The sequence below is a fragment of the Erwinia sp. CGal63 genome (assembly GCF_037026505.1).
Taxonomy (GTDB): domain Bacteria; phylum Pseudomonadota; class Gammaproteobacteria; order Enterobacterales; family Enterobacteriaceae; genus Erwinia.
Genome location: NZ_JAKUMN010000004.1, coordinates 157,106 through 182,680, shown reverse-complemented (window position 1 = coordinate 182,680; position 25,575 = coordinate 157,106). Strand labels below are relative to the sequence as shown.

Sequence of the window (25,575 nt, the reverse complement as noted above, 5' to 3'; positions counted from 1 at the left end):
TTCCAGTTAACAACAACTTAAGTAAACACCTTCATTTTTCTTATTTATTTCGATTTTACCAGGTGAAAAAGCAGACAACGGCACTTTCCGAATGAGACCGAATGCCAATGGATCACTATTTTTCACGTTTTGAGCATCGCCGCCCGCCTTCGCCCCTTTCCACCCCGAAATGGGTAGTGAAAACCTGGCAGGTTCTGGCCGTCGCCGGGTTAATTTTGGGCGCCAATTATATTCGCTGGCGCTGGACTTCTTCGCTGAATACGGATGCCCTGTGGTATGCCGTCCCGCTGGCGCTGGCGGAAACCTTCGCCTGGTTCGGAACGCTGCTGTTTACTATCAATATCTGGCAGGAAAAAGATCCGCCCTGCCCTTCGCCGCCGGAGGATATCAATCAGTGCCTGCAGCCAGAGGATCGCGGCGAATCCCGTCCGCCGAAAGTGGATCTGTTTATCGCCACCTATTCGGAAGATCCGGAACTGGTCAGGCTATCGATCCTTGATGCGCTAAAGGTGAGCTATCCCGGCGATATCGTTTTTAAAATTCACGTGCTGGATGACGGAAAGCGGCCGGAAATGCGCGCCGTCTGCGAGCAGGAAGGCGTGGGCTATATCACCCGCGAAAACAATATCGGCTTTAAGGCGGGCAATATCCGTAACGGGATGGAGCAAACGGACGGTGACTTTATGGTGATTTGCGATGCCGATACGCGCGTGTTTCCCGGCTTACTGGCTAATACGCTCGGCTATTTTCGCGATCCCGATGTCGCCTGGGTACAGACGCCGCAGTGGTTTTACGATCTGCCTGAAGGCGAGCGCCTCGCCAGCTGGCTGCGTCGTCGTGCTGGCCGGCCAGGCTATCTGCTGGGCCGCCTGACCGAAGGCGTGTTCGGCCCTCTGACCGTTGGCAGCGACCCGTTTTTCAACGATCCGCGCATGTTCTACGATGTGATCCAGCGGCGGCGCAACTGGGCCAATGCCGCCTTCTGCTGCGGCGCGGCTTCGATCCATCGTCGTGAAGCGGTCATGCAGGCGGCGCTGCGCAGCTACGTCTTTACCATCGAAGAAGAGATCGCACGCTACACGCGCGATATCAGCGACGAAGAGACTCGCGCGGCGTTAAGCATGGCGATGCGTCCGCACGTAATTAACGATACCGAGCTGACGCCGTATAAATTCCACGTTTCCGAGGATATCTACACCTCTATCGTGCTGCATGGCGACAGCGGCCGTCGCTGGCGCTCGGTGATGCATCCCGGCATTGAGTCTAAAATGCTCTCGCCGCAGGATCTGCTGACCTGGATGATCCAGCGCTTTAAATATGCCGCCGGCTCGCTGGATATCCTGTTTCACGATAAAATTTTCAGCCGCCGCCGCTTTAAGCTGAGCCTGGGGCAAACCCTGATGTACGGCACCACTTTCTGGTCTTATCTCGCCTGCATCTGGAATACCGTTTTCCTGATTTCGCCGCTGGTTTACCTTTTTACCGGCATTCCGCCCGTCTCGGCTTACTCCACCCCTTTCTATCTGCATTTTCTGCCGTTTTTTATCGTTTCGGAGCTGGCCTTTATGTTCGGCACCTGGGGGATCTCCGCCTGGGACGGACGCTCCTCTTATCTGGCGTTTTTCTCGGTGAACCTGCGGGCGTTGGGCACGGTGCTGCGCGGTGAAAAAATCAAGTTTCACGTCACGCCCAAAGAGCGCCAGTCTGGCCGTTTTCTCTATCTGGTTAAGCCGCAGCTGGCTATCGTCGCGCTGACGCTGCTGGGGCTGATTTGGGGAGGAATCCAGGTGGCACGAGGCAATGTTGACGACCCGTCGGGCTACGTTATCAATATCTTTTGGGGAATGGTGAATATCGCCGCCATGATGCCGATGATTATGGCCGCCATGTGGACGCCGCCCGCCGCGCAGGAGGCTGAAGCCGCATGAGCCTGAAAGCCGGTATTCTCAGCGCCCGCAGCTATCTGACCATTCTGATCGGTTTTTTGATCGGCTTCGCCATCGTGCTGTGGGTGGAAAGGCAGATGCCCGCCAGGGTTGAAACCACGGACGGTATCGTCTTGAGCAAGAGCTTTCCGCCGCTGCCGCAATCGCGCGATCTCACCTTTGACGAAGCCGTCTGGGCGCGCATCGCCTGGCAATATTTCGTCAACAACAGTCAGGCCAACGGGCTGGTCAACGCGGAAGCGGATAAGCCCTGGCTGAGCCTGTGGAGTACCGGCAGCTATCTGCTGGCCACTATCGCGGCGTATCAGCTGCAAATTATCCCGGCCGCTGAATTTGACGATCGCATTACTTCCGCCCTCGACTCGCTTGGCGAGCTGCCGCTGCAGGCGGAAGGCCTGCCTGCCGCTTTTTATCACGCGGATACCCTACAGCCTGTCGTTTCGCCCGACCAGAGCGGCGGCTCGGCTATCGATATGGGCCGCCTGCTGATGCCGCTGCAGATCCTGCTCTGGCGCTATCCTCAACACGCCGTCGAGGTCAACCAACTGCTGGCGAAGTGGCGACTGGCCGCGCTGTTGCAAAGCAGCGGGCCGCAGGGCGCCAGCCTGCCGCTCAATCGCTGGGTTATCCGTACCGACGATCCGCGCGGCAGCTATGGCTATCGGCTCTATGCGGGCAGCGTGCTGCGGCTTATTAACGCCGCCGCCGGGCTGGCCGTTACTCAGCCGCCGGACGGACTGAAGATGGTTGAGATCGACGGCTACGCCGTACCGGATGAAGGGTTGCGAACGCCGTGGGGCAAGCAGCCTTCGCTGGTGAGTATGCCCTATCTGCTTGGCGGTCTGGAGCAAGGATTCGACGCCCGCAGCGGAGAGATCGCCTGGCGCCTGATGCAGATCCTGCAGCAGCGCACCGGTATGCCGGAAGACAAAGACACGATCAACACGGACTACGCCGAACAGGCGCCGGACTTCGCCAGCGCGCTGCCGGGCAGCCAGCCGCTGCCGCTGCAGGATCAAAACGCCCGCGCCAGCGACAGGCTTACCGCTCGCGCGCTGACCTCGACCCGCTCCGCTTTTGCTTGGTACGCGCTGTTCCGCAACAAATGGAGCGAGGCGCTGCGACAGCAAATGCTACCGATGATCGAGCCGGGAAAAGGCTGGAAAGCGGGCTTTAACGCCGACGGCAGCGTCAATCCGGCTATCGATGCCGACACCAACGCGATGGTGCTGGAAAGCCTCTCTTATATCGCACATGGCCAACTACTTTGCCTGGGCTGCCTGGCTCCGGCCGCCGACAGCCCTCAACAAGGAGCGACCCCGGAATGAAATCACTATGGCTTCGTCACTACAGCGCAGGGCTCCTGTTGATGGCGCTGATGCTTGCCGCGCCGCTGCTGCAGGCGGCGGTCAGCCTGCCCGCCTCGGATTACAAGGTTCGCCACGGCGAACTGACGCCGCGCGAAATGGCGGTGGCGAAAAATGCCTGGGAATACTTTATCGCCAACTATCAGCCCACGACTGGCCTGGTAAACGCGGTAAATAAATATCCCTCTACCACCATGTGGGACAGCGCCTCCTATCTGGCCGCGCTTACGGCAGCAAGAGAGCTGGGCATTATCGACAAAGCGGAATTCGACCGCCGCTTTTTGCAGTTTATGGCGACCCTTAACAAACTCGTGCTGTTCCAGAACCAGGTACCCAACAAAGCCTATAACACCATTACCGGCCAGAAGGTGAACTACCTGAACAAACCGGGCGAGATCGGCTTCTCCGCCATCGATATCGGCCGCATGCTGCTCTGGCTGAAAATCATCAAAGAGCGCTACCCGGAACACGCCAACAATATCGATAACGTGGTGCTTGGCTGGGATTTTACCCACGTGGTGGACGACTGCGGCACGCTTTACGGCGCTTATCTGGATAAGGACAAGCAGCCGCAGTACGTGCAGGAAGGCCGTCTCGGCTATGAAGAGTACGCGGCGGCCGGCTATCAGCTGTGGGGATTTACCACCTGTCAGGCAAGTCGACCGGAACCCTATGCCCTGGCGGATATTTACTGCGTGCTGGTGCCTTACGACTCTCGCGATCCGCGCTTAACCAACCAGCACAACTACGTGGTAACCGAATCCTATCTGCTGCACGGGCTGGAAATGGGCTGGGACAACAGCGACGATCGGGAAAACAGCCCCAACAATTTCAGCCATCCCTGGATGAAAAACTTCGCCGACCGCGTTTATCAGGCGCAGGAAAATCGCTATATGATCACCGGCACGCTGACCGCGCGCTCGGAACATCAGCTCGATAAACCGCCCTACTTCGTTTACGACACCATCTACAGCGACGGCTTTAACTGGAACACCATCACCGATAAAGGCCAGTACGTGCCTGAAGTGGCCGCCGTTTCCCTGAAAGCGGCGCTGGGCATGTGGGTGCTTTGGGACTCGCCCTATACCGATCGCCTGCTGGACGCGATTGAAAATGCCGACGAGAAAGGCAAAGGTTATTACGAAGGCCTGTATGAAAACGGCGACGGCCCAATCAAGGAGTTCACCGCCAACAACAACGGCATCATGCTGGAAGCGCTGCTGTTTAAAAAAGAGGGCAAGCTGCTGCGCTTTAACAGCAACGATCCGCGCAAAAGCGACTATGCGCCCTCGATGTGGGAAAAGCGGCTGGTCAATATATTCGAAGAGAACAACAACAAGCGCAATCGCCCGTTTATTAACGTAACGCCGGGCATTAAAAACTGGTGCGAACAAAGCGGTACCGCCGTGCGCACGGCGCCTTCATGTCGCGCCTGCAAATGCGCCCGCTGCGACAGCCAGGCGCCTGTTAAACTGCCGCCGGTAGCGACCTCATGCCTAAAACAGTAATTCGCCTTGCTGTGCTGCTGCTGGCTATCATTATGGCCGCCGGCTGGCTGCTGGCGCGACACGACGCGGCAGGCTGGCGCTGGCTGGTCAACGGCGGATGGCATACCACGGCGCGGCTCGGCAAGCTGAACTCGGAGGAGCGACGCTGGGCCGCTATCGCCTGGCGCTATGTGGAAAATAATACTCAGCCCGGAAGCGGCCTGGTCAACGGCAGCGATAAGCGGCCGGTTGCCAGCCTCTGGCAAATGGGCGATGCGCTGATTGCGCTGACCGCTGCCCGTCAGCTCGATCTGATCGACGATATTGCCTTCGACAGCCGCCTTACTCCGCTGCTCGGCACGCTAAACCAGCTGCCGCTGACCTCGGCCAAACTGCCTAACCTGCTCTACAACACGCAAAACGTCACTATGGTCGGCTACGGCAATACGCCGCAGGTTATCGGCTGGTCATCGCGCGATATCGCCCGCCTGATGATCGCGCTGCGTATCGTGGCCGCTTTTCATCCTGAATACAGCGAGTATCTGGAGCGCACCATCCTGCGCTGGGATTTCTGCCGCCTTGTCGATGCTCAGGGTCAGCTTTACGCCGGGCAGATGCAAAACAACAAGCTGGTTAACCGGGCGGAAGGCCGACTTGGCGACAGCGAATACAGCGCCGCCGGGCTGGGTTTGTGGGGATTCGCCAACCAGCAGTCGCTGCGGCCACCCGCGCAGCACGTCATCATTGACGGGCTGGCGCTGGATATTGACTCACGCGATCCCCGTACCACCTGGACGCCGGCCGCTATCACTACCACGCCTTATGTCCTGAGCGGCATCGAATATGGCTGGGAGCTGCCGGGCGCGGATCGCGACATCATCAAGGTGCTGCGCCAGCGCGCCAGCAACGTCTATCGCGTGCAGGAAAAGCGCTGGGAAAAAGAGAACATCCTGACCGCCCGCAGCGACTTCGCGCTCGCCGCGCCGCCCTGGCACGTCAACGACACCATTTTCGCGAACGGCTACGCCTGGAATACGCTGGCTGATGACGGCGCCTGGCTGCCGCGGCTGGCTCAGGTTTCTACTCGCGCGGTGTTCGGCCTGTGGGCGCTCTGGGATACGCCTTTCACCCAGAACCTGATGAAAATGACGCGCCTGCAAAACGATCCGGCGCGCGGCTGGTTTGAAGGGCGCGTGGAGGCTACGGGCAGCTATAACCGCGCAATCACGCTTTCCACCAATGCGATGGTGCTGGAGGCGCTGTTCTTTAAAAGCAATATGGGGCCGCTGCTGCAGCACGGCGAAATCCCTGCGCGCAGCTACTTCCGCCGGCAGCTGAGCGATCCGTTTACCGCGCCGCAGCGCTGTTTTCCTGTGGCGCCGGCCGTCGACCAGGAGTGATTATGCCTGAAGTAAAGTTACCTCAAGCGCTGGATTCGCTGCGCGCCGCGGTTCTGATGTACGACGCGGACGAGCGGCTGACCGCCTATAACAAGCAGGTTACCTGTTTCTATCCCGGCATAGAAAATCGCCTCTGTCTGGGAATGACGCTGACCCAGATTGCCCGGGAGTTCGTTGACTCGGCCTATATGACGGAAAACGAGCCGCGTAAAGAGGCGATGGTGGAGAATCTGGTCAGCCGCTGTCGTCTCGACAACCATAGCGAAATGCGCCGGATCGGCAACCGTAAAGTCTTCGTGCAGCACAACCGCACGCCGCAGGGCGGCATCGTCAGCCTGCATATCGATATGTCCGGTTTCGAGCTGATCAACGAATCGCGCCAGCAGCTTCATGAGGATTTCGTGCTGGCGGCGGAATCGACCCAGATCGGCATCTGGGACTGGCAGCAGGATAAAGACCTGTTACAGGTCAACGACGCTCTGCTGAATATGCTGGGCTATCCGCGCGAAACCTGGCATTACAGCGCCAGCTTCCTCGACGCGCTGCTGCATCCCGACGATCGCGAGCCGCTGCAGCAGCTATTCGCCAGCGCCAGCAACTCACAGCTGCCGATATTTGAAAGAGAAATCCGCTTGCTTCATCACAACGGCGACTATCGCTGGCTGCTGCTTTCAGGCCAGGTCGCCAGCGTCACGGTGGAAGGCGGAACGGCGCGAGTTATCGGCACGCTGCAGGACATCACCAAACGCAAAGAGGCGGAGCAGCTCTCTCTGCAGGCCGTGGCCGCCGCGCGGGCCGCCAACGAGGCGAAAAGCGCCTTTCTGGCCAATATGAGCCACGAAATCCGCACGCCGATGAACGGTATTCTCGGCATGACGCAGCTCTGTCTGGATAATCCGCTTACCGAAGAGCAGCGCGAGTATATGACGCTGGTTTATCACTCCGCCCATACGCTGCTGCGCGTGATTAACGATATTCTCGACTATTCGAAAATTGAAGCGGGCAAAATTGAACTGGATGAAGAAGAGTTTGAAGTTCGCCCTTTCCTGCATTCGTTAATGCGCCCGCTGCTGCCTGCGGCTTCGGAAAAAAATATCGAGCTGTTGATCAAAGTGGCGCCGGAAGTCCCGCTGCGGCTGCTGACGGATACCGTTCGCCTGCGTCAGGTATTGACCAATCTGGTCAGCAACGCCCTGAAGTTTACCCACGAGGGCGAAGTGGAGTTGGCGGTGATCCCGGATGACCAACCGCACCGTTTAAGGTTTCAGGTGCGCGATACCGGCATAGGCATTCCGGAGGAAAAACAGCATATTATATTTGAATCCTTCAGCCAGGCCGACACCTCCACCACGCGCAAATATGGCGGCACGGGGCTGGGACTGACCATTTCGGCGCGGCTGGTAGAGATGCTGGGCGGCGAGCTGAAAGTGAAAAGCGAGCCCGGCAAAGGCAGCCTGTTCAGCTTTAGTTTGCCCGTGGCGGCGCAGAACGTCGTCGATCCGCTGAAAACCTCTCCGCCGCTGGAGAGCGTCGCCGTGCTGGTGATTGATGACAACGCCACTAACCGGCATCTGATGAGCGATATGCTGCGCAATATGGGCCTGAAGCCGGTGCTGGCGGAAAGCGCCGACGCGGCCCTTGCTCTACTGCAGCAAAATGCCGATTTCCCGCTGATCCTGTTGGATGCGCAAATGCCGGTCAAAGACGGCATGACGCTGGCTCAGGAGATCAAAGCCACGCCGGCGCTGGCGCACTGTCAGATTATTATGCTCAGCTCCATGAGCCGCTATATGGATGCGGAGCAGATGAAGCGCATCGGCGTAACGCATTTTCTGAGCAAGCCGGTGGATCAGCGCGAGCTTTATGAAGCGATTCTCGCCGCGCTGCAGCTGCAGCCCGCTTCGCTCTCCGCGCCCTCGCCTGCCGCGCCTTTAGCCGTCGACCGCGGGAACACGCTGCGTATCCTGCTGGCCGAAGATAATTTAGTTAATCAGAAGCTGGCGACCCATTTCCTTACCCGGCTGGGCCACGAGTTCGCGGTCGCCAACAACGGTATTGAAGCGCTGGAACTGCTGGATACCACTCGCTGGGATCTGATCCTGATGGATTTACAGATGCCGGAGATGGATGGCGAGCACGCCACTCGCCTGATCCGCGAGCGTGAGGCCCGCAATCCGGCCCGACCGCACCAGCGTATTATCGCCATGACGGCGCATGCGATGAAAGGCGACGAGGAGTTTTGTCTGGCGCACGGCTTTGACGGCTATATCGCCAAGCCGGTGAGTATGGAGATCATCCAGGCTGAAATCAGCCGGGTGATGGCGCTGCCGCTCAAGGAAAGAGAGCCGGAGGTATTGCCGGACAGACAAACGCTGATAACGCAGCTTGGCATTGACGATGCGCTGCTGAATGAGCTGCTGGCGCTTTTCGCCGCCGAGCTTCCGGAGAACGTCGCCCGCCTGAAGGATGCGCTGGCCAGCGACGATCGCGATCGGGTACGGCGGGCAGCGCATAAACTGCGCGGCGAAGCTTCCGCATTCCGCTTTCATACGCTGACCGCGCTGCTGCAAAAGATTGAATCGGCCGCTGGCGAACAGGCGCCGCTGGACGTCGAGGCCTTTACCGCATCCCTGACGCAGGTGGCAGAAGAAGCCATGCGCCAGCTGAACGATCTGCAGGAGGCTTTATGATCCGTAGCATCGCCGTGTTGATTTGCACTCTTTTTGCCGCTGCCGCCACAGCAGCGGAAGCGCCGCAGGCATGGTCGCTGGCAGGCCAGTGGCGCGCGCATGACGGCAACGACGCTGCTTTTTCCGGCTGGCGCGGCAGCGATAAAAACTGGCGCAAGCTGCGCGTGCCGGCCAACTGGTACAGCGCGGGTTGGGATCATCAGGGCGCGCTCTGGTATCGCACCGAATTTTCCGTTCCTGAAATCCCCGCCGGTCGGCTGGCTACGCTGGAGTTTGACGGCGTCGATTACTACGCCGATATCTGGTTCAACGGTCGCCAGCACGCGCGCCATGAAGGCTATTTTCAGCGCTTCGCCGTGGACGTCACCAGCGAAATGCGACGCCATAATCAGCTGGCCGTCCGCGTCGACAGCCCTTTCGAAGATCCCAACACCAACTGGCCGCTGCGTAAGAACCTGATGAAGGGCATCTTAAATCAGCACGATGCGCGGCCCGGCGGCGCCTGGTCGCCGCAGGGACAGGACGCCAACTCCGGCGGCATCTGGGCGCCGGTCAGAGTACGCCTCAGCCGCGACGCCGCTATCGATAACCTGATTTTGCGTCCCGACTGGTCGAAAGGTCTGGCGCATCCTCAACTGCAGGCGGAAATCGTCTATCGCGCGCCGGCGGCAAAAACCACGGAGCTGATCCTGACTGCGCGTCCCGACAACTTTTCCGGAAAAAATTATCAGGTACGGCAGTCGGTAACGCTGGCGGCAACCGGCGCAACGCCTCAAAAAATAACGCTGCTGCTGCCGATGCCGGAGGCGCGCCTCTGGTGGCCGCGCGGCTACGGCAAGCCCAATCTTTATCAGGTCAGCGCGACCTTACGCGACAAAACTGGCGTGCTCGATCGTCGGCGCAGCAGAACGGGCTTACGCCAGGTGATCGAACAGCCGGATAATCGCGGCTGGCTGGTGAACGGGCAGCGCGTCTTTATCCGTGGCACTAACTATATCGGCTCGCCCTGGCTAAGCACCATGACGAAACAGCGCTACGCCCGCGATTTCGATCTGGTGGAGAAAATGAACGCTAACGCTATTCGCGTGCATGGCCACGTGGCGGGACGCGCCCTTTATCAGGCCGCCGATGAACGCGGCCTGATGATCTGGCAGGATGTGCCGTTACAGTGGGGCTATAACGACAGTCAGGCATTTGCGGATAACGCCGTCAGGCAAACCAGAGAAATGGTGGAGCAGTTCGGCAACGCGCCATCGATTGTGGTCTGGGGCGGCCAAAATGAACCGCCGTTTAACTCGCCGTGGATGGGCAAGCGCTTCCCTGACTGGAATAAAGATCTCAACCGTAATCTGATGCAGCGTGTCGCCGATACCCTGGCGGATGATAACAGCCGCATCGTGCATCCATTTTCCGCCGTTGAGGAGCACTACTGGGCTGGCTGGTATTTCGGCACGCTTGATAATCTGCTGGAACCGGCGAAAACGGCCACCATCACCGAATTCGGCGCGCAGGCTCTGCCGCGACTCGCCACGCTGAAAACCATTATTCCCAAACGCGACTGGTGGCCTGCCACCACGCAGCCTGGCGATCCGAAATGGACTCGCTGGAAGTATCATAATTTTCAGCCTATTCAGACCTTTAAAAACGCCGGCATCTCGCGCGGCGATAACATTCCGGCGTTTATCGCCAATACGCAGCGGTATCAGGCGCAGCTGGTGGCGCTGGCGGCGGAAAGCTATCGTCGTCAACGCTTCCAGCCGGTGACGGCGCTGTTCCAGTTTATGTTTGTCGAAATCTGGCCTTCCATTAACTGGGGCGTGGTCGACTATCTGCGCCATCCCAAAGCGGGCTACTTCGCTCTGCAGCGCGCTTATCAGCCGCTGCTTCCCTCAATTGATCCCCTGACCACTCAATGGAAGAAAGCGCAGCCCGGAAAAGTGCATCTCTGGGTGATTAACGATCTACCCAAAAGTCATCCCCACAGCCAGCTGATATGGCGCATAAGCCAGGGGCGTAAGGTATTGGCTGAAGGGAAAAAAAAGGTGGACATTCAGCCCGACGCCGGGGAGAAAATCGTTGAGCTTCAGATAACGCCGCTAAGCGATTTGCCGTTAACGATGCAGAGCAAGATTGTCGACGCCGACGGCAAAGAAATTGCCGGAAACCAGCTGACGTTGCCGCTGGTCGCCGAGAAACGATAAAGGTTCGCAATGCCGCTTCCGCTGCTACTATTCATCATTTGCGGGTCAGCGTCTGGTTCAGGCGGCAGCGACCGGGCATAACCTGACGGAGACGAATTTATGAAGGTTATTCATCTAAACTGTGGCTGTATGTGTCCTGTCGGCGGCGCGCTTTACGATGGCTTCAGCAAGGGGATTCGGGCGCATTTGGCCTGTCACTGCCTGCTGATCGAGACGGAAACCAGCGGCCTGGTGCTGGTTGATACCGGATTCGGCACCGAAGATATGCGGGCGCCGGCTGGCCGTATAGCTACTTTTTTCCGTGTGATGAATAACATCCAGCGAAAGCCTTCCCTGACCGCGCTTTCGCAGATTCTGGCGCTGGGCTATAAAGCCTCCGACGTGCGCCATATTGTGCTGACCCATCTGGATTTCGATCATGCCGGAGGGCTGACCGATTTTCCGCAGGCGCAGGTACACCTTATGCAGCGCGAAATCGACACTTCCCGCCAGCGCGACAGCTGGCTGGCCCGTTCCCGTTATCGGCCAGGCCAGTGGAGCGGCGTTTCAGGCTGGTCGGGCTATGAGGTATCCGGCGAGAAGTGGTTTGGCTTTGACTCCGTTACCGCTTTGAAAGGGCTGCCGCCAGAGATATTGCTGATCCCGCTGCCCGGCCATACGCATGGCCATGCGGGCATCGCTGTGAAAACGGACGCCGGCTGGCTGCTGCACGGCGGCGACGCCTGGTTTTATCAGCGCGAGCTGGAACACCAGCGCCACTGCACGCCCGGATTACGTTTTTATCAGTGGTTTATGGCTGCCGATAACAGCACCAGGCTGGTTAACCAGCAGCGCCTGCGCGAGCTTGCTGCCGCTCATTCTTCAGACATTACTCTGTTTTGCAGCCATGATTTTCGGGAGCTGGAACGGCTGTTGGCTTAATACAGAAAAACTTGTTCTTAAACCGCCTGTTTTACCAGACCCGATAAACCTTGCCGGTATCTATGCCTTCCAGACTGCGGCGATAAGCCAGCGCTACGCGGCTGGCTGGCGCGCTTTCAAAACCGGGAAAAAATGAGCCGTATTTATCCAGCGCTTCGGTCAATACCGTGGGGCTGACTGCATTAATGCGAAAATCCAACTCGTTGGCCGCAGCCAGTACAAAGCCCTCTATAGCGGCGTTTACCGCTGTAGCATTAACGCCGGTTCTGATGGGATGTTGCGTAAGAATGCCGGTAGTCAGCGTAAAAGAACCGCCTGCATGCAGATAATTTTTACCAATCAGTACCAGCCGTATTTGCCCCATCAACTTGTCTTGCAGGCCAACGTTAAACTGTTCGCTACTCATTTCCGCCAGCGGCCCAAAATGCACGCTGCCAGTTGCTGCGATAACAGCATCAACCTTGCCGCTTTGCGTAAACAGCTGTTTTACGCTGGCTTCATCCGTTAAATCGACCTGCAAATCCCCCTGGGTTTTGCCTACGCGAATGATTTCATGATCTTTTTCCAGGTTCTCTACAATGCCACGGCCGATTGTACCGCTTGCGCCAATCACCATTACTTTCATTTTTTTGCCCTCTGCTTTATCCAGATTCCATCCTGCGATATTGCAATCCAGGGAAAAATAACCCAAAAATTTAAAGATAATAAACTTCAGGTTAGGAATGATGAATAAACTGCGCTGGATGGAAGTGTTTGTCGCCGTGGTCGACAACGGCAGCTTTAGCGAGGCGGCGAAGCGGCTGGATATTTCCGCCGTGATGGTCGGTAAGCTGGTGGCGCAAATGGAGAAGGCACTTCAGGCCAGTTTATTGCAGCGCAATACTCGCCGCCAGGCGCTGACGGAAGCGGGTCGCGCCTGGTACGAAGAGAGTTTGCAGGTGCTGGCCGCGCTGCGTAGTGCAGAAAATCGGATTGAGAGTTTACGCCGCTTCCCGGCTGGCAGCCTGCGCGTCACTGCCCCTTCTACGCTGGGAAGCTGCGCTATAGCCACGTTGTGCAGCGAGTTTCAGCTACATTATCCGGATGTGCATATTGAGCTGGATCTTAGCGACCGATTTGTCGATATCGTGGCAGAAGGATTTGATTTTGCTTTCCGTTCCGGCGACCTGTCGCCTGACACGCCTTTTATCGCGCGACGTGTCGGCAACTATCAAATGGTTATCGCCGGTGCGCCAGACTATTTGGCCCAGCATGGTACACCGAAAACGCTGGCCGATCTCGCCGGTCACCGCTGCCTGCGTTATAGCTTCTGGAACAAGCGCAACGCATGGCGCAGCGGCGATGCGCTTATCTGGCCAGAAAGCGCAACCTTCAGCTGCAATGATGGTCAGGCGCTGCGCCGCGCCGCCCTTTCCGGTGCCGGGCTTATTTTGCAGCCTGCCGTTCTGTTGGCGGAAGATATCGCAGCGGGCAGGCTGGTTTCTTTGCTGGAGAGCGAGCTACCCGAGCCGCGACCGGTTCACCTTTTATGGCGGCAGGATCTGCACGCCAGCGCCAGGCACCGCAGCTTTATTGACTGGATGCTGACGCGGGTGCCGGAAAGGCTGCAAATCAAGACGGCATTGCCGCAGAAAAAATAGAGGTCAGATAGCGCGGTTTATCCCCGCTCGCGTGGGGAACACCATTTCCTAAAGCTGTTCTGCGGCAAGTGATCCGGTTTATCCCCGCTCGCGCGGGGAACACTCTAAAAACATATACCTGAAAAATAAGGTATTTTTCCACCTCTCAAATTCCACCAGCAAAACCGTTTTATTATTTTTTTTAACCTATTGATTTTTAATCATAATTAAAAATTCTCATCGCCTTTTGTTGCATCCACAATATACATCGTGTCTGACAGTCTTAAGATAGCGAGACGACTCAAATAAATGAAAAAATATCAGTATGCTTTTATGACTGAGTTAGCCAGCAGCTAAAAAATAAGAGCGGGTGCGATGAGACTGCGCCAGAACAACTTAAGTGGCGGGGAAAATTCCCCGCCGGTTGCCCTTACCTGGGTTCGTAATCCATAAAGACAGCAATCTCCGTATCTCCGGTTCGCAAGCGTACCTCGCAGAGGTCTTTTCGCGTCACCAGAAGGACGGCTGTCGCCGCCACTATCACGATAATGGCGATCAGGATCGCCGTTCGCTGCTTCATGGTTGCTCTCCTTGCCTTACGGCGTGTAAGAGGCTACCTTTATGTTGTCTAGGCATAAAGATGGGCCTCAGGTTGATTTATAGTCACCTGGGGCTTTTCTCTTTCTGCCGTCGGCTAATGCTTCAGGCAGAAAGCCCAAAGCACCCGATGTCATACTACTCAACCTGCCAGCCAGCTCAACGTTTCCTGCTGCCTTTTTGCGCGACAGCTCCAATATTTAACCTTTGCTGAAGCCTGCAATTTCTAAACTGCCTGTACGGCAGTGAACGAAAACCAGCGGCAGCCTGGTAACACTGTCGTTTTCTAAGCTGCCTGTACGGCAGTGAACAAAATGGTGTCTATTTCACTCGATCTGGCGGGTTTCTAAGCTGCCTGCGCGGCAGTGAACTGTTGCGCGAAAAGTTTAACCTGATGTTTTGCCAGAAAAATTGATGTAAAACCCGTAAAAACCCTTTTTTCAGCCCTTATATAAAAATCACTTAAATCAATAAGATAAGAAAGCGGTAGAAAAAAGGGTATCGCGGTCAGGCGCTAACCGTAAAGCCCAGCATCATACCTGTGTCCTCATGCTCCAGCAGATGACAATGCGCCATATAAGCCTGGTCTTTATCCGCCAGATGGTTAAAGCGCACCAGCACCTCGCTGCGCCAGCCTTCCACACGAACCGTATCTTTCCAGCCGCTGCGATGCGGTGCCGGCGGCTTACCGTTTTCAGAAATAATGCGGAATTGCGTGCCGTGAATATGGAAGGGATGCAGCATCTCGTCGCCTTCGCCGGAAATTGTCCACTTCTCCGTAACGCCCTGCTTTACATCGAAAGAGGGTTTGGTCATATCGAACGCAACGCCGTTAATCTTATTGCCGTTATGGAAATCGTAGGCTGAATTCGTCTGCTTAGCTGACCCGGCATCATGCTCCATCGCATGATCTTCCATCCCTTCCATCTTCTGATGCGCACCGTTTTCCATATCGGACATCTGATGCCCGCCATGCGAGCCGCCGGCCATCGCTTCGCTGTCGTGCGCATCGCCGCTCATACCCGCCATCGCAGCATGGCCGTAGCGCTCCATCAGCGCCAGCATACCGCGACGATCCAGCTCCGGATCCATCGACAGCTGCAGCCAACGACTCTTTAACCCATCCTGCGACGGCAGCGGCGGCACATCGACCAGCTTATCCGGCAGCGAACCGCTGGCCATCACCCGCAGCGGCTGGATGCTCAGCAGCGGCAGCGGCCGATCAAACGGCGCCAGCGACATGCCCATCTGCCGCACCGGCAGCGTTTGCAAATCAAACGGCTTGGCGTCCAGCGTATCCACCAGCACCTCAAAGCGTTCGCCCGGCATCATCGACAGCTCGGTGACTTTTACCGGCTCGCTCAGCAAGCCGCCGTCGCCGCCGATTACATAAAGCGGACGACGATCGCTGGCCGTGATATTCAGCGAACGGGCGTTGCAGCCGTTAAGCAGCCGCAGGCGCAGCCAACCACGCGGCACGGTATGCTGTGGATAGATTGCGCCATTGGTCAGCATGGTATTGCCAAACCAGCCAACGGCGGCGCTCATGATATCCAGCTCATAGTCAATCTTGCTGTTATCCGTCGAAAGCCTTTTGTCCTGCAGGATCACCGGAATATCGTCGATGCCCCAGATTTTCGGCAGCAGCAGCTTTTCCGTCGCCTCGTCTTTTAAGATCACTAAACCGGCCAGACCTTGCGCCACCTGAAAGCCGGTACGCCCGTGCTGATGAGGGTGGAACCAACAGGTCGCGCCAGGCTGATCGGGCGTAAAACTGACGGTACGCGTGGCACCAGGCGCGATGCGCGCTTGCGGCCCGCCATCTACTTCACCAGGCAGCTCTAATCCATGCCAGTGAACCGTGGTCGCCTCCGGTAACTGATTGCGTAAATTTACCGTCACCGCTTTGCCGCGCTCCAGCTGAATCGCCGGGCCCAGCAGGCTGCCGTTATAGCCCCACGTTGGCACTGATTTTCCTGCCCAGCTTGTGACGCCCTGCTGCGCCGTAACGGTCACTTCGCCGCGCGCATCCGGCGTCAGTAAGGTGGGAACAGGCAGTACGGGGCGCTGCTGCGCGGCCATCAGCGACCGGCTCCATAAAGGTAGTGCGCCGGCTGCGCCCAGCGCGGCGCTCAGCTTGATAAAATCACGACGTTGCATTAATCCATCCTCAACCCGGCTTTAACTTATCGTCCGCAGCATAAACCCTTCCCCTGAGGGAAGGTCAAGTTTTGCCGCCTATCGCCGAAAAATTGCGATTTACGAACATTTCTCTGCTGAAATTGACTGTCGCGCGACGGTAACTGTGCTAACGTCAGAGTACTGTCACCCTTTGAGTAGAGTTATGAAGAAAAGCATCAAGGCTCTGTTGTTACTGGGCCTGTTTGGCTTCTCATCGACAAGTTTTGCGCTGAGCGAGTCGGAAGCGGAAGATCTGGCGGATCTGACCGCTGTTTTTGTTTATCTGAAAAACGACTGCGGCTACCAGAGTCTGCCGGATAGTCAGATCCGTCGCGCGCTGGTCTTTTTCGCCCGGCAAAACCGCTGGGATCTGAGCAATTACAGCAGCTTTAATATGAAATCGCTGGGCGCAGACAGCTACCGCGATTTAAGCGGCATCGCCGTTCCCAACGACACCAAGTGCAAATCTCTGGCGCGCGATTCGCTCAGCCTGCTTGCCTACGTGAAGTAACCCCCGCCGTTTTCCCGCCGCCAGTTTGACCGTGCAAGCACGGTCAGAGTTGGCTATCATATCGCGCCCATTTTTCGTGGCTGCTACAACCAGGAGAGCCGTACCATGGCCGAAAAAGAGATGTGGTATGAAACGCTTCATACCGGTTTTGGGCAGTATTTTGCTGTCGATAAAATTTTATACCGCGAACAGACCGGACATCAGGATCTGGTTATCTTTGAAAACGCCGAGCTGGGGCGCGTAATGGCGCTGGATGGCGTGGTGCAAACCACCGAGCGCGATGAGTTTATCTATCACGAAATGATGACTCACGTGCCGCTGCTGGCGCACGGCGCGGCGAAGCGCGTATTGATTATCGGCGGCGGCGATGGCGCTATGCTGCGCGAAGTCAGCCGTCATAAAGAGATCGAACAGATCACCATGGTGGAGATCGACGCGGGCGTGGTGACGTTCTGCAAACAGTATCTGCCTAACCACAATGCCGGCGCCTATGAAGATCCGCGCTTTAAGCTGGTGATCGACGATGGCGTAAACTTTGTGCGCAGCTGCAACGAAAAGTTCGACGTGATCATCTCCGACTGCACCGATCCGATCGGGCCGGGCGAAAGTCTGTTTACCTCGGACTTTTATGAAGGATGTCGGCGCTGCCTCAATGAAAACGGCATTTTTGTGGCGCAGAATGGCGTTTGCTTTCTCCAGCAGGATGAAGCCGTCAACAGCCACCGTAAGCTGAGCCACTACTTTAAGGACGTCAGCTTCTATCAGGCGGCCGTGCCGACCTATTACGGCGGCATTATGACGTTCGCCTGGGCGAGCGACAACCCGGCGCTGCGCCAGCTGGATACGGCCACGCTTGCGGCGCGTTATCAGCAGTCCGGCCTGACCTGTCGCTACTACAATCCGGCGATCCACACCGGCAGCTTTGCCCTGCCGCAATATCTGTTGAATGCGCTGGCCGACTAACCGGGCATTTTAAGGGGGTGAACGAAATTGCAAAAGCTTAAACTACATGGCTTCAACAACCTGACGAAAAGCCTGAGTTTTTGTATCTACGATATCTGTTACGCGAATACCGAAGCGGAGCGTGACGGCTATATTGCGTACATTGATGAGCAGTACAACGCCAACCGGCTGACGGAGATCCTTAGCGAAACCTGTTCGATTATCGGCGCCAACGTGCTGAATATCGCGCGCCAGGATTACGAGCCGCAGGGCGCCAGCGTCACTATCCTGGTCAGCGAGGAGCCGATCGACCCCAAAGATATCGATAACTCGGAACATCCCGGCCCGCTGCCCGGCTCGGTGGTCGCGCACCTGGATAAAAGCCATATCTGCGTGCATACCTATCCGGAAAGCCATCCAGAAGGCGGCCTTTGCACCTTCCGCGCGGATATCGAAGTGTCGACCTGCGGCGTGATTTCGCCGCTGAAAGCGCTGAACTATCTGATCCATCAGCTTGAGTCCGATATCGTCACCATCGACTATCGCGTGCGCGGCTTTACCCGCGACGTTAACGGCGTGAAGCACTTTATCGATCATGAAATCAATTCGATTCAGAATTTTATGTCGGAAGATATGAAGTCGATGTATGACATGATGGACGTCAACGTCTATCAGGAGAACATCTTCCACACCAAGATGCTGCTGAAAGAGTTTGATTTGAAGCACTATCTTTTCCACACGCGGCCAGAAGATCTGACGCCGCATGAGCACAAGCGCATTACCGATTTGCTGTGGAAAGAGATGCGGGAAATTTACTACGGACGCAATATTCCCTCCGTAGGCTTTAAAACGCTGTAGGTTTCACCAGCGGGCGGCCTTCGGGCGGCCCGTTTTACATTTAGCGCGCCAGCGTCAGCGTAAACGGCTGGCCGCTCAGCTCCTTCACCTCTTTCTCACCCAGCTGTTCATCCGTAATGATATCGGTCAGACTTTGCAGCGGCGTGGCGCAAAACAGCGACCAGGAACCATATTTGCTGCTGTCCGCCAGCAGTACTTTGCGGCGCGCGTTAATCAGCAGATCCTCTTTCAGGCCCGCTTTCTCTTCCGTCGGCGTGGTGATGCCTTTCTCCAGGCTCCAGGAGTTGCAGCTGACAAAAGCCACGTCGGGATAGATATTGCGCAGCAGCCTGCGGCCGTGCTCGCCGATACAGGACTGGCTGGAGTCATCGATTCGTCCGCCGATAATCGTCACTTCAATCTGCTTAAACTCCGACAGAAACAGGGCGATATGCAGATCGGCGGTAATCACCCGCAGCGGCAGATGCGTAAGCTGACGAGCCAGCTCCAGCATAGTTGTGCCCGCATCCAGCACCACGGCGTCGTTGGCTTTTACCAGACTGGTCGCCGCCATCGCGATAGCCTGTTTCTCGCTAAGATGACGCTGCATCTTCTCGACCGTAGTAGGCTGAGCGGGAATAAAGCGGTTCAGGGTAACGCCGCCGTGCGTCCGGCTGATTACCCCTTCCCGATCCAGTTTGATCAGATCCCGCCGAATCGTGGCCGGCGACGCGGAAATGGCCGCCACCAGCTGATCGACGGTTACCAGATTATGGCTTTTCAGATAGTCCATGATCTGGTCAAGGCGACTTTGTCCCTTCATATGTCCTTATGCAAGCTGCATCGCTAGCTGAATGGAAATCGCCATGCTCTCAGACTTCGCTTTACCTGTCCAGGCAATATCAAACGCCGTGCCGTGGTCGGCGGAAGTACGAATAAACGGCAGGCCAGCAGTGATATTAACGCCGTCATAGAAGCCCAGCAGCTTGAGCGGAATATGTCCCTGATCGTGATACATCGCTACCACGATGTCGTATTGCCCCTCGTAGCACTGCAAAAACACCGTATCCGGCGGACAAGGGCCGAAGGCGTTAATGCCTTTGGCTTTCATTGCCTCTACCGATGGCCCAACAATTTTTATCTCCTCGTCGCCAAACAGGCCGTTTTCGCCCGCGTGGGGATTGACCCCTGCTACCGCAATGCGCGGATTTTCATAGCCGACGCGCTTCAGGAAAGTTTCCGCCATGCCGATCACCGTCTCTACGCGATCGCGGTTCAGCGTATCCAGGAACTTACGCAGCGCGATATGCGTGGTGACGTGAATGACTTTCAGCTTGTCGGTATAGAGCACCATTGCGTAGTTTTTACTATCGGTCAGCTTCGCCAGCAATTCAGTGTGGCCCGGATAAAGATGCCCGGCGGAATGCAGCGCCTCTTTATTCAGCGGCGCGGTGGCGATAGCCTGCACTTCGCCCGCCAGCGCCAGCTCGGTAGCGCGCTTTACGCAGCGATAAGCCAGGTCGCCTGCGGCTTTCTGTACCACGCCCGGTTTTAAAGCTTCGGGATCGGCCAGCGGCTCATCGATGATGTTAATCATGCCCGGCGCAAAATGCGCATCGGCCACGCTGTCCAACACTCGCAGTTCCGCTTGCGGTGTAATGCCCATTGCCATAATCCGTCGCAGCGTGCTGGCACAGCCCACGACGACGGCTGGCGCGCCGGAAAGCTCGCCTTCCGCCAGGGATTTGATGATTATTTCCGGGCCAATACCCGCCGGATCGCCCATGGTAACCGCAATAATTTTACTCACTCGCCTTCTCCTCAATAAAACGAAAAACTTCTACCAGGGTGTTTTCATCACCAAAACCGCCAGCCTTGGTAAGCACCAGCAGGTTGTCATTGCCTTGCAGCAGATAGCCATAAGGCACGCAGCCCGCTATCTGTCCTGTAATCTGAAAGCCCTGCGCGCCTAATCCGCGCGCCGCCGCTATTGCCACATCGCCGCCGGAAAGATAAAGCGCTGACGGCGTCACGTCCCGCAGCACATCGGCGGTAAGCGCCGCCAGATAAGCGCAAATCCGTTCGCCGAGCTGCTGGCGGCTGAGGCCATAGCGTTCGCACAGCGCCGCAATCTCCTGGCGCTGCTCTGCCTGCTGGCAGGTGCGGATCACGCAGTGTCGGCCCTGCTGCAGCGCCGCCGTGACCGCCTGGCGCCAAATCAGACTTTGCGAGTCGCCGCTGAAAATTTGCCGGATATCGACGTCGATCAGCTCGATCGCCTGTCGCTGCATCAGCCGGCCGATCTGCCGCTGCGCCGCTTCGCTCATTGAGCCTATTACCGCCAGCACGGGCTTTGCCGACGCGATCTTCGGCGCATTTGTCGCCGCGCGGTTCCGCGTGGTTCCGGCCAGCTGTCTGCCCAGCGCCTCGCTCAGCCCGGCGGCGCCAACCAGCAAAGGCCGCTCTGGCAGCTCGTCCGCCGCCTGCATAATGCGTTGCAGATCGCCGTCCGTTTGCGCATCCAACACGATCAGCCGCTTGCCATCCGCAATGGCCGCCTCGATGCGCTGACGCAGATCCTGCGCCGCCAGTGGGATCACGCCGATCGCTAAAGCCGTTTGCTCCCGCAGCCTGACCGGAATGCTGGCGCTGCTTACCGGCGTTTTAGGATCGCTGGCATATTCCGTTTCCGTTAGCAGACGACCGTCGATATAACAGCAGCCTTCTACCGTGGTGCGGCCCAGCGCAGGCACTGCTGGCGCAATCAGCGCAACGCTTTTTCCGCTGGCCCTAAGCGCCGCTTCTGTCTCAGCACCAGGATTGCCGCGCAGCGTGGAGTCGATTTTTTTAAACAGCCAGCCGTCGCGCGCCCTCTCTTGCTGCGCGTTTACGGCTGCTGCGATGCGGCTGGCCGCCAGCTCTGCGCTAACTGCCCGGCTATCCGTATTCACTACTCGCACATCGCAATGTTTTGCCGATGTGGCGGCATCAAACAGCACCTGTACGCGCGCGCCGACGCTGGCCAGTCCGGCTCCGGCGTCGTTAGCGCCGGTGAAGTCATCGGCGATCACCAGCACGGGCGTTTTCCACGTTAAGCGCGACATCTCTTCTCCTGACGGCAGCGCGAAAGCGAAGTGCTCTCGCCGGATATGATTATATTCAATCACGATTGATTATATGTGAGCACGATCAAATTAATCAAAATCAATTTGCCCTATAAATTTATCCCTCTCCCGCCGGAGAAGGGTCATAAATGAGCAAATACAATCACGCCGTGCAACCATCGGCAGCGACAACAGGGTAAAAGGCATGAATATCAACAGCACCGTGATTAGCGGATACCAGACGCTTAACGACATTGGCTATCTGCTGCAGAACCATCAGCAGGTGCTGATGGTGACGGACAAAAATATCGTCGGTATCCCGGCGGTACAGCAGCTGATTACGCAGATTAGCGGCCAGACAATGCTGAACATTGTGGATTCGGTGCCGCCGGAACCCAGTCAGCATGATGTGGCGACGGTGCTGGCTTCTCTGTCGACGCGGAAAGTGGATTTGGTGATCGGCGTTGGCGGCGGCAGCGTGCTGGACGTCGCCAAACTGCTTTCCGTGCTCTGCGCGGACGACGCGCCCTCGCTGGAAGCGCTGCTGGCCGGCGAAAAACCGCAGCGCCGCACCGCTTCGCTGCTGATCCCAACGACCGCTGGCACAGGCTCCGAGGCCACGCCAAACGCAATCCTGGCTATCCCGGAGAAAGAAACCAAAGTCGGCATTATTTCGCCGGTGATGCTGCCCGATTACGTAGTGCTGGCGCCCGAGCTGACCACCAGTATGCCTGCGCATATCGCCTCTTCGACCGGCATCGACGCGCTCTGTCATCTGCTCGAATGCTTTACCGCCAACGTCGCTAATCCGGTTAGTGATAACTACGCGCTGATCGGCATGAAGAAGCTGTTCGCCAGCCTGGAAAAGACCATCGCGGAGCCGGATAACCTGGCGGCGCGTCTGGATATGCTCTGGGCTTCTTACTACGGCGGCGCGGCTATCGCGCACGCTGGCACACATCTGGTGCACGCCATGTCCTATCCGCTGGGCGGCAAATACCATCTGCCGCACGGCGTGGCGAACGCCATTCTGCTGGCGCCCTGTATGCGCTTCGTGCGTCCGGCTGCGGTCGGCAAATTCGCGCAGGCTTACGATCTGTTGCCGGACGCCAATGCCTCACTCAGCGAGGAAGAAAAATCCGTAGCGCTGGTGGACTACTTCGCCGCGCTGGTGAAGCGTCTGAAGCTACCCGCCAGCCTGGACGAACTGGGTATCAACGCCGATCACCTGCCCTATCTGGTCGAGGCCGCGCTGGACGTACAGCGCCTGATGAAAAACGTGCCGGGTAGCGTCAGCGCCGACGATGTGCGCGAGGTTTATCTGACGCTGTTTCCCACTCTGAATCACTAACTGGACAAAGCCATGATAAAGAAAATAACCGGCGTGCTGACCGCTATCGTCACGCCGTTTACCGCTGAGGGCGACTACCATGAGCGCGCGATGCGTCAGCAGATCCAGCGCCAGCTCGCTGCGGGCAACGGCATTTTTTGCGGCGGCACCAACGGCGAGTTTTTCGTGCTGAATGAAAAAGAGAAGCTGGCCGTGACCGCGACCTGCGTGGAGGAAGTGGCCGGCAAGGCGTTTCTGGTCGCGCATGTCGGCGAGATTTCTACCCGCGAAACTATCCGCCTGGGCAAACAGGTCGCCAGCATGGGCGTGGATGCCGTCTCAGTGATTACGCCTTACTTCGTGCCGCTGAAGCAGGAAGAGCTGATCGCCCATTACGAAGCGGTCGCCGACGCGCTGGAAGTGCCTGTGTTTCTCTACAACATCCCGGCGCGCACCGGCAATACGCTACAGCCAGAGACGGTACGCATGCTGGCGGCGCATCCCAATATCGTCGGCATCAAGGACAGCGCGGGCAGCTATGAGAGCCTGAGCGGTTTTTTACAGGCTGCCGAAGGCGCTGAAAACTTTAACGTGCTCAACGGCCCGGATTCGCTAATCCACCAGGGCTTTGTCGACGGCTGTTCCGCCTGCATCTCCGGGCTGGCCAACGTCGCGCCTAAAGAGATCAACGCAATTTGGGCGCGCTTTAACGATGGCGATATCGAAGGCTCGCGCAAAGAGCAGGAAAACGTCACCGGCCTGCGCACCGATCTCTACGGCGTCGCCTTCTCGCCTGCGGCGGTGAAAAAAGCCGTGGCGCTGATGGGCTACGACGTGGGCGAAAGCCGCTATGCCGTGCGCTTCAGCGCCGAAGAAGAGCAGCGTATTCGCCAGATCGTCAATCAGTACACCCAATAATCCCTGTGCAGGCCGTTGGGGCATATTCCACCTTCAGCGCCCTATCCGGCGCTTAACCCTACAAGGGCGCGAAAAGAGCCGCAGGCCGCCGCGTCCGCTCATAGTGAGGCATCACAATGAAAGAGTTTTCTGCTGAAGGCACGCTAATTATTGTTTGCATGGTGGTCGCCTATATTTTGTTTACCACCTGGCTGACTTACCGGCTAAGAAGTAAAAGCTCCGGCGACTTTATGGAAGGGTCGCGCGCCATGCCCGCTTTTATCGTCGGTATTATGCTGATGTCGGAATATATCGGCGCCAAATCGACCATCGGCACCGCGCAGGCCGCTTTTGAAGATGGCTTTGCCGCATCCTGGTCGGTCATCGGCGCGGCGATTGGCTTTCCCATCTTCGGCCTGCTGCTGGTGAAGCGCATTTATAATACCGGCAAGATTACTATTTCCGGCGCGATAGCGGAAAAGTACGGCAGCACCACCAAGAATATTATCTCTGTTATTATGATTTACGCGCTGCTGCTGGTGAACGTCGGCAATTACGTCAGCGGCGCGGCGGCTATCTCTACCGTATTAAAAGTGAATCTGCCCGTTGCGGCCTTTATTACCGCCATTGTCAGTACTTTCTATTTCGCTTTCGGCGGCATGAAAGGCATGGCCTGGGTGACGATGCTGCACAGCACGCTGAAATATGTCGGTATCCTGATTATTCTCGGCGTGGCGCTGAAAATGACCGGCGGCATTACGCCAATGGTTGAGAAAATGCCTTCCTTCTACTGGACGTGGGACGGCCACGTAGGCGCCAGCACCATCGTCGCCTGGCTGATTGGCACCATCGGCTCGATCTTCTGTACCCAGTTTGTGATCCAGGCAATTTCCTCCACCAAAAGTCCTGCGGCGGCGCGGCGCGCAACCTGGGTAGCGTTCTTCTTCTGCCTGCCGATTGGTATTGCTATCGCGATGATCGGCGTGGCGGCGAAATATCTGCACCCGGATATTCAAAGCCTCTATGCGCTGCCGGTGTTCTTACAGGATATGAGCCCGTGGCTGGCGGGTATTGTCACCACTTCGCTGGTCGCCTCGATTTTTGTCAGCGTCGGCACCGTAGCATTGGCTATCGCTTCGCTGATCGTAAAAGATTTCTATGTGCCTTACCGCAAGCCAACGCCGGAGCGCGAATTTAAAATGACCCGCTGGCTGTCGCTGGCGATCGGCTTTGCGCCGCTGATTTTCGTGCTGTTCGTCCCGGAAGTACTCAAGCTCTCTTTCTTTACCCGCGCGATCCGTCTGTCGATCTCCGTGGTAGCGATTATCGCCTTCTATCTGCCGATGTTTAAAAGCGCGCGCGGCGCGAACTGGGGCCTGATCGGCGCCTGCGTGATGACTTCCGTCTGGTTCGTGCTGGGCGATCCTTTTGGTATCAACAACATGTATATCGCGCTGATTACGCCAGCGGTGATTATGGCTATCGACTATCTGATCCCGAGCCGTCAGAGCGTAAAAAACAGCATGCAAAAAAGTGGAGCCTGAT

20 protein-coding genes are annotated in these 25,575 nt (G+C 57.2%); 14 read left to right on the top strand and 6 right to left on the bottom strand.

What is annotated here, in order from left to right; translation table 11 throughout:
* Positions 1-107: 107 nt before the first annotated feature.
* The 7 genes from MKZ79_RS14260 to MKZ79_RS14230 all read left to right on the top strand — a co-directional run bounded on the left by MKZ79_RS14260 (position 108) and on the right by MKZ79_RS14230 (position 12,012).
* Positions 108-1,928: a glycosyltransferase gene (locus MKZ79_RS14260; protein ID WP_336143372.1), complete on the top strand. Its 1,821-nt coding sequence runs from the start codon at positions 108-110 to the stop codon at positions 1,926-1,928.
* On the top strand, positions 1,925-3,274 hold the full coding sequence (locus MKZ79_RS14255; RefSeq protein WP_336143052.1) for a DUF3131 domain-containing protein: 1,350 nt from the start codon (positions 1,925-1,927) through the stop codon (positions 3,272-3,274). The genes MKZ79_RS14260 and MKZ79_RS14255 overlap by 4 nt, the downstream gene beginning before the upstream one ends.
* Before the next feature lie 41 nt (positions 3,275-3,315).
* Entirely contained in the window at positions 3,316-4,821 is a 1,506-nt protein-coding gene (locus tag MKZ79_RS14250; RefSeq protein WP_336143371.1) for a DUF3131 domain-containing protein, read from the top strand.
* Positions 4,806-6,200: a DUF3131 domain-containing protein gene (locus MKZ79_RS14245; RefSeq protein WP_336143051.1), complete on the top strand. Its 1,395-nt coding sequence runs from the start codon at positions 4,806-4,808 to the stop codon at positions 6,198-6,200. The genes MKZ79_RS14250 and MKZ79_RS14245 overlap by 16 nt, the downstream gene beginning before the upstream one ends.
* Before the next feature lie 2 nt (positions 6,201-6,202).
* The gene (locus tag MKZ79_RS14240) at positions 6,203-8,890 is read left to right on the top strand and encodes a PAS domain-containing hybrid sensor histidine kinase/response regulator (RefSeq protein ID WP_336143050.1); all 2,688 of its coding nucleotides are present in this window, start codon (positions 6,203-6,205) and stop codon (positions 8,888-8,890) included.
* Complete coding sequence (locus MKZ79_RS14235; RefSeq protein ID WP_336143049.1) at positions 8,887-11,091, top strand: glycoside hydrolase family 2 protein; 2,205 nt, start codon at positions 8,887-8,889, stop codon at positions 11,089-11,091. Before MKZ79_RS14240 ends, MKZ79_RS14235 begins: the two co-directional genes overlap by 4 nt.
* A 99-nt stretch (positions 11,092-11,190) precedes the next feature.
* Positions 11,191-12,012, top strand: a complete 822-nt coding sequence (locus tag MKZ79_RS14230) for an MBL fold metallo-hydrolase (RefSeq protein ID WP_336143048.1) — start codon at positions 11,191-11,193, stop codon at positions 12,010-12,012.
* 31 nt (positions 12,013-12,043) lie between these two features.
* Here the strand turns inward: MKZ79_RS14230 and MKZ79_RS14225 are convergent, their stop codons facing one another.
* Positions 12,044-12,637 (bottom strand): short chain dehydrogenase, encoded by a 594-nt coding sequence (locus MKZ79_RS14225; RefSeq protein ID WP_336143047.1) that lies wholly within the window; start codon positions 12,635-12,637, stop codon positions 12,044-12,046.
* 100 nt (positions 12,638-12,737) lie between these two features.
* Here MKZ79_RS14225 and MKZ79_RS14220 point away from each other — a divergent pair, with 100 nt between their 5' ends.
* On the top strand, positions 12,738-13,652 hold the full coding sequence (locus MKZ79_RS14220) for a LysR substrate-binding domain-containing protein (RefSeq protein ID WP_442897159.1): 915 nt from the start codon (positions 12,738-12,740) through the stop codon (positions 13,650-13,652).
* A gap of 409 nt (positions 13,653-14,061) precedes the next feature.
* On the opposite strand, the gene MKZ79_RS14215 is transcribed toward MKZ79_RS14220, so the two are convergent.
* Both MKZ79_RS14215 and cueO read right to left on the bottom strand, forming a co-directional pair.
* Positions 14,062-14,211 (bottom strand): Hok/Gef family protein, encoded by a 150-nt coding sequence (locus MKZ79_RS14215; RefSeq protein WP_336143045.1) that lies wholly within the window; start codon positions 14,209-14,211, stop codon positions 14,062-14,064.
* A gap of 524 nt (positions 14,212-14,735) precedes the next feature.
* Positions 14,736-16,388, bottom strand: a complete 1,653-nt coding sequence (cueO, locus tag MKZ79_RS14210; RefSeq protein WP_336143044.1) for a multicopper oxidase CueO — start codon at positions 16,386-16,388, stop codon at positions 14,736-14,738.
* A 184-nt stretch (positions 16,389-16,572) separates the two neighbouring features.
* Here cueO and MKZ79_RS14205 point away from each other — a divergent pair, with 184 nt between their 5' ends.
* From MKZ79_RS14205 to speD, 3 genes are all read left to right on the top strand, one after another.
* The gene (locus MKZ79_RS14205; protein WP_336143043.1) at positions 16,573-16,920 is read left to right on the top strand and encodes a YacC family pilotin-like protein; all 348 of its coding nucleotides are present in this window, start codon (positions 16,573-16,575) and stop codon (positions 16,918-16,920) included.
* Positions 16,921-17,025: 105 nt separating this feature from the next.
* Entirely contained in the window at positions 17,026-17,883 is an 858-nt protein-coding gene (gene speE, locus MKZ79_RS14200; RefSeq protein ID WP_336143041.1) for a polyamine aminopropyltransferase, read from the top strand.
* Between the two features lie 27 nt (positions 17,884-17,910).
* On the top strand, positions 17,911-18,720 hold the full coding sequence (speD, locus tag MKZ79_RS14195; RefSeq protein ID WP_336143040.1) for an adenosylmethionine decarboxylase: 810 nt from the start codon (positions 17,911-17,913) through the stop codon (positions 18,718-18,720).
* Between the two features lie 40 nt (positions 18,721-18,760).
* Here the strand turns inward: speD and MKZ79_RS14190 are convergent, their stop codons facing one another.
* From MKZ79_RS14190 to dtnK, 3 genes are read right to left on the bottom strand one after another with little or no spacing between them, the layout of a single operon-like run.
* Positions 18,761-19,522 carry a DeoR/GlpR family DNA-binding transcription regulator gene (locus tag MKZ79_RS14190; protein WP_336143039.1) on the bottom strand — a complete coding sequence of 254 codons (762 nt, stop codon included), beginning with the start codon at positions 19,520-19,522 and terminating at the stop codon, positions 18,761-18,763.
* A 6-nt stretch (positions 19,523-19,528) separates the two neighbouring features.
* Positions 19,529-20,509, bottom strand: a complete 981-nt coding sequence (locus tag MKZ79_RS14185) for a D-threonate 4-phosphate dehydrogenase (protein ID WP_336143038.1) — start codon at positions 20,507-20,509, stop codon at positions 19,529-19,531.
* Positions 20,502-21,803: a D-threonate kinase gene (gene dtnK / locus MKZ79_RS14180; RefSeq protein WP_336143036.1), complete on the bottom strand. Its 1,302-nt coding sequence runs from the start codon at positions 21,801-21,803 to the stop codon at positions 20,502-20,504. The genes MKZ79_RS14185 and dtnK overlap by 8 nt, the downstream gene beginning before the upstream one ends.
* Positions 21,804-22,008: 205 nt before the next feature.
* Between dtnK and MKZ79_RS14175 the strand changes: the two genes are divergently transcribed.
* From MKZ79_RS14175 to MKZ79_RS14165, 3 genes are all read left to right on the top strand, one after another.
* Entirely contained in the window at positions 22,009-23,154 is a 1,146-nt protein-coding gene (locus MKZ79_RS14175; protein ID WP_336143035.1) for an iron-containing alcohol dehydrogenase, read from the top strand.
* A 12-nt stretch (positions 23,155-23,166) separates the two neighbouring features.
* Positions 23,167-24,051 carry a dihydrodipicolinate synthase family protein gene (locus MKZ79_RS14170; protein WP_336143034.1) on the top strand — a complete coding sequence of 295 codons (885 nt, stop codon included), beginning with the start codon at positions 23,167-23,169 and terminating at the stop codon, positions 24,049-24,051.
* A gap of 116 nt (positions 24,052-24,167) precedes the next feature.
* On the top strand, positions 24,168-25,574 hold the full coding sequence (locus MKZ79_RS14165; RefSeq protein ID WP_336143033.1) for a sodium:solute symporter family protein: 1,407 nt from the start codon (positions 24,168-24,170) through the stop codon (positions 25,572-25,574).
* Position 25,575 lies beyond the last annotated feature (1 nt).

Coding starts and splice junctions, on each gene's coding strand:
- MKZ79_RS14245 (WP_336143051.1), top strand. CDS start 4,806: ATGCCTAAAACAGTAATTCGCCTTGCTGTGCTGCTGCTGGCTATCATT.
- cueO (WP_336143044.1), bottom strand. CDS start 16,388: ATGCAACGTCGTGATTTTATCAAGCTGAGCGCCGCGCTGGGCGCAGCC.
- MKZ79_RS14215 (WP_336143045.1), bottom strand. CDS start 14,211: ATGAAGCAGCGAACGGCGATCCTGATCGCCATTATCGTGATAGTGGCG.
- MKZ79_RS14260 (WP_336143372.1), top strand. CDS start 108: ATGGATCACTATTTTTCACGTTTTGAGCATCGCCGCCCGCCTTCGCCC.
- MKZ79_RS14250 (WP_336143371.1), top strand. CDS start 3,316: ATGGCGCTGATGCTTGCCGCGCCGCTGCTGCAGGCGGCGGTCAGCCTG.
- MKZ79_RS14255 (WP_336143052.1), top strand. CDS start 1,925: ATGAGCCTGAAAGCCGGTATTCTCAGCGCCCGCAGCTATCTGACCATT.
- MKZ79_RS14190 (WP_336143039.1), bottom strand. CDS start 19,522: ATGAAGGGACAAAGTCGCCTTGACCAGATCATGGACTATCTGAAAAGC.
- dtnK (WP_336143036.1), bottom strand. CDS start 21,803: ATGTCGCGCTTAACGTGGAAAACGCCCGTGCTGGTGATCGCCGATGAC.
- MKZ79_RS14230 (WP_336143048.1), top strand. CDS start 11,191: ATGAAGGTTATTCATCTAAACTGTGGCTGTATGTGTCCTGTCGGCGGC.
- MKZ79_RS14205 (WP_336143043.1), top strand. CDS start 16,573: ATGAAGAAAAGCATCAAGGCTCTGTTGTTACTGGGCCTGTTTGGCTTC.
- MKZ79_RS14220 (WP_442897159.1), top strand. CDS start 12,738: ATGAATAAACTGCGCTGGATGGAAGTGTTTGTCGCCGTGGTCGACAAC.
- MKZ79_RS14170 (WP_336143034.1), top strand. CDS start 23,167: ATGATAAAGAAAATAACCGGCGTGCTGACCGCTATCGTCACGCCGTTT.
- MKZ79_RS14225 (WP_336143047.1), bottom strand. CDS start 12,637: ATGAAAGTAATGGTGATTGGCGCAAGCGGTACAATCGGCCGTGGCATT.
- MKZ79_RS14235 (WP_336143049.1), top strand. CDS start 8,887: ATGATCCGTAGCATCGCCGTGTTGATTTGCACTCTTTTTGCCGCTGCC.
- MKZ79_RS14240 (WP_336143050.1), top strand. CDS start 6,203: ATGCCTGAAGTAAAGTTACCTCAAGCGCTGGATTCGCTGCGCGCCGCG.
- speE (WP_336143041.1), top strand. CDS start 17,026: ATGGCCGAAAAAGAGATGTGGTATGAAACGCTTCATACCGGTTTTGGG.
- MKZ79_RS14165 (WP_336143033.1), top strand. CDS start 24,168: ATGAAAGAGTTTTCTGCTGAAGGCACGCTAATTATTGTTTGCATGGTG.
- MKZ79_RS14175 (WP_336143035.1), top strand. CDS start 22,009: ATGAATATCAACAGCACCGTGATTAGCGGATACCAGACGCTTAACGAC.